General features: G+C 67.3%; 4 protein-coding genes. 1 reads left to right on the top strand and 3 read right to left on the bottom strand.

The window, feature by feature from the left end:
* A partial coding sequence (locus BST15_RS20775; protein WP_207572068.1) for a carotenoid oxygenase family protein occupies positions 1 to 911 on the bottom strand: 911 nt, incomplete at its 3' end.
* Between the two features lie 62 nt (positions 912 to 973).
* Here BST15_RS20775 and BST15_RS20780 point away from each other — a divergent pair.
* Positions 974 to 1,669: a TetR/AcrR family transcriptional regulator gene (locus BST15_RS20780; RefSeq protein WP_046189591.1), complete on the top strand. Its 696-nt coding sequence runs from the start codon at positions 974 to 976 to the stop codon at positions 1,667 to 1,669.
* Positions 1,670 to 1,723: 54 nt separating this feature from the next.
* Here the strand turns inward: BST15_RS20780 and rplL are convergent, their stop codons facing one another.
* A complete protein-coding gene (gene rplL, locus BST15_RS20785) occupies positions 1,724 to 2,110 on the bottom strand; it encodes a 50S ribosomal protein L7/L12 (RefSeq protein ID WP_024440995.1) in 387 nt (128 codons plus the stop codon).
* A 52-nt stretch (positions 2,111 to 2,162) separates the two neighbouring features.
* A complete protein-coding gene (gene rplJ / locus BST15_RS20790) occupies positions 2,163 to 2,789 on the bottom strand; it encodes a 50S ribosomal protein L10 (RefSeq protein WP_046189590.1) in 627 nt (208 codons plus the stop codon).
* Positions 2,790 to 3,090 lie beyond the last annotated feature (301 nt).

Here is a 3,090-nt window from a genome sequence, read left to right on the forward strand (position 1 = left end):
CGCCCCTGGGCCCCACCCTCCCGCGGCATCACGCCGATGCGCGCCGGATAGTCGGGGTTCCATGCGTAGGGCAGCCCGGCCGGCGGCCTGCTGTCGCGGTTGACCATCGCAAGTACCGGTCCGGGCACCCGAAACCTGCCGACCATGGCGCCCAGCGCCTTGCGCGTCGGCGCCTTGATCCAGCGGGGCATGGTGCCCGGCAACACGCCATCGGAGTCGAACGTGACCGGCAGGTCGTAGACCACCACGTACTTGTCGGTGAGGGAGAAGTCATGCATCATCGGCGACCCGGTCACCTCGATGTCGACGGTGCGGCGGGCACGCCCGGCGGTGTCGATCACCGAGTACTGCACCGTCTTGCCGCGGGCGAAGGAGTATGAGATGGCGTGCAGTTCGCCGGTCACCGGGTCGCGGTGCGGGTGGGCGGTGTAGCCCCCGCGCAGGGTGCCGTCGAAGTCGCAGGTGCCCACCGTGTCCAGGTCTGCGGTGAGTTCGTAGTTGGCCACGCCGCCTTCCACCAACGCCAGCGTCTTGCCGGCGTGGCGGAGCACGTTGGTGTTGGGGCCGACCGACTGCATCCCGGCCCGTACGTCCATGCGCGCAGGCAGCGCTTCGCCGAGCGCGGCGCAGACCCCTGGGGTGCGCACCCAACGGTTGCGGTACCAGTGGGCGCGCCCCTGACCCAGCCCCACGCCGTGCACCATGGGGTCGCCGGTGAACCAGTGATAGGTGGCGGGATCTGCGGCGGTGACAGGATTGGCGCCGTTGCGCAGGTACTGGCCGTCGAGGTAGTCCGGGATCCGCCCGCTGACACGCAGGTCGGTGACCGTGAGTTCGGCAGTCACCGGTGCCAGCACGTCCTCAAGGTAGGGGTTGGCCACCTGGTCGGCGCGGAGAGCTTCAAGCGACATACGGAAGACCTCATAACATTGTTATTTCAAGATTATGGGTACCGTACGCCAGCTGTGCGACGATGGCAACCGTGACTGTGCAGCGCGAGCGGACCGTGCGTGAGGACCTCCTGGTCGCGGCCCTGGCACTGCTTGACGAGCACGGGCCCGACGCCTTGCAGACCCGCAAGATCGCTGCCGCCGCCGGCACGTCCACGATGGCGGTCTACACGCATTTCGGTGGGCTACCCCAGCTGATCGCGGCGGTCACCGAGGAGGGGCTGCGCCAATTCGACGCGGCGCTGACGCTCCCGCCCACCGATGATCCGGTCGCCGACCTGTTGGCCACCGGAATCGTCTACCGCACGTTCGCGATCGGGCGGCCGCACCTGTACCGGCTGATGTTCGGCAGCACCAGCGCGCACGGCATCAATGCCCCGGCCCACAACATGCTCGAACTGGGCACCGATCAGATCGATGTCGAGGTGCCCAGCTTCGCGCACCTGGTCCGTGGCGTGCACCGATCGATCGAGGCCGGCCGGCTCACGGCGGCCACAGCCGACGCCGACGCAGCCGTGGTGGCGGCCGCCGCCCAGTTCTGGACGGTGATGCACGGGTTCATGATGTTGGAATTGGCAGGCTTTTTCGGCGACGCCGACGACGGTCTCACCGCGGCGATCCAGGTGTTGAGCCCGATGACGATCAGTCTGCTGGTCGCCCTGGGTGATACCCCCGAGCGGGCGGCACAGTCGCTGGCCACCGCGGCTGCCCGCGCCTGAACAGACAAAGCCCCCGGAACCTCGCGGTTCCGGGGGCTTTGACGGTAAAGCGATTTACTTGACGGTGACCGTGGCGCCGGCCGCCTCGAGCTTGGCCTTGGCGTCCTCGGCAGCCTCCTTGGCGACCTTCTCCAGCAGCGGCTTGGGCGCGCTGTCGACCAGGTCCTTGGCTTCCTTGAGGCCCAGGCCGGAGACGACCTCGCGGACCACCTTGATCACGCCGATCTTCTTCTCGCCAGCCGACTCGAGGATGACGTCGAATTCGCTCTGCTCTTCGCCGGCCTCAGCGGCGGCGGGGGCAGCACCAGCGGCGGCCACGGCGACCGGGGCCGCAGCGGTCACGTCGAAGGTCTCTTCGAACTGCTTCACGAACTCCGACAGCTCCAGCAGAGTCATCTCTTTGAAGACGTCGAGCAGCTCTTCGGTAGAAATTTTGGCCATGATTTCGGTCCTTTCTGATTCCGTTTAGGAAGTGGGTTTGGGTTGTGCCGAGTTATTCGGCGGCCTCAGCCGGAGCCTCGGCGGCGTCGGCCGCGGCTTCGGTCTCGGCGGGCGCCTCGGCTGCTTCGGCCGGAGCTTCGGCGGCAGCCGGAGCCGGGGCCTCGGCGGCAGGCTTCTTCTCCTGCAGCGCAGCTGCCAGGCGAGCCATCTGCGACGCCGGAGCGGCGAACAGACCGGCGGCCTTCGACAGGTTGGCCTTCATGGCACCGGCCATCTTGGCCAGCAGCACCTCGCGCGACTCCAGGTCGGCGATCTGCTCGACCTCGGCGACGGTCAGAGCGCGACCGTCCATGTAGCCGCCCTTGATGACCAGCGCCTTGTGGTCCTTGGCGAACTTCTTGATCGCCTTTGCGGCGTCAACCGGCTCGCCCTGGACGAACGCGATCGCCGTGGGACCCGCGAAATACTCGTCGAGCCCTTCGACTCCGGCCTCCGCGGCGGCGAGCTTGACCAGCGTGTTCTTCGCCACCGTGTAGGTGGCCGAGCCGCTGAGCGAACGCCGCAGCTCCGCCAGGTTCGCAACCGTCAAACCGCGGTACTCGGTGATCACGGTGGCGGTCGAGCCGTTGAACTGCTCGACGATGTCCGCGACGGCGGCGGTCTTGTCAGCCCGCGCCATGCATACCTCCTCGGTGTCGCTGTACTTGTCTCAAGTGAGCCACCCGGGAAATAACGAACGCCCCGACGCAGGATGCGGTCGGGGCGTCACAGTGTGTGCCGGCAGAGCCGGTGCCTCGTCCTCCTGCGTGGGCCGCCGGGATGTTCCCGGACCTTCAACCGATTGCTCGGTGACCGACGGTCTTCGGTGGATCGCCACACACCATAACGTGACGAGGGCCGATCAGCCAAAACGGGCGCTGTCCCTCGTTGACTCTGCTCAGTGTGATTCTGGGGAGGTCTGACGCGGTGTGTCTTCGTGA

This window comes from Mycolicibacter arupensis, from assembly GCF_002086515.1.
In the GTDB taxonomy this organism is placed as follows: Bacteria; Actinomycetota; Actinomycetes; order Mycobacteriales; family Mycobacteriaceae; genus Mycobacterium; species Mycobacterium arupense.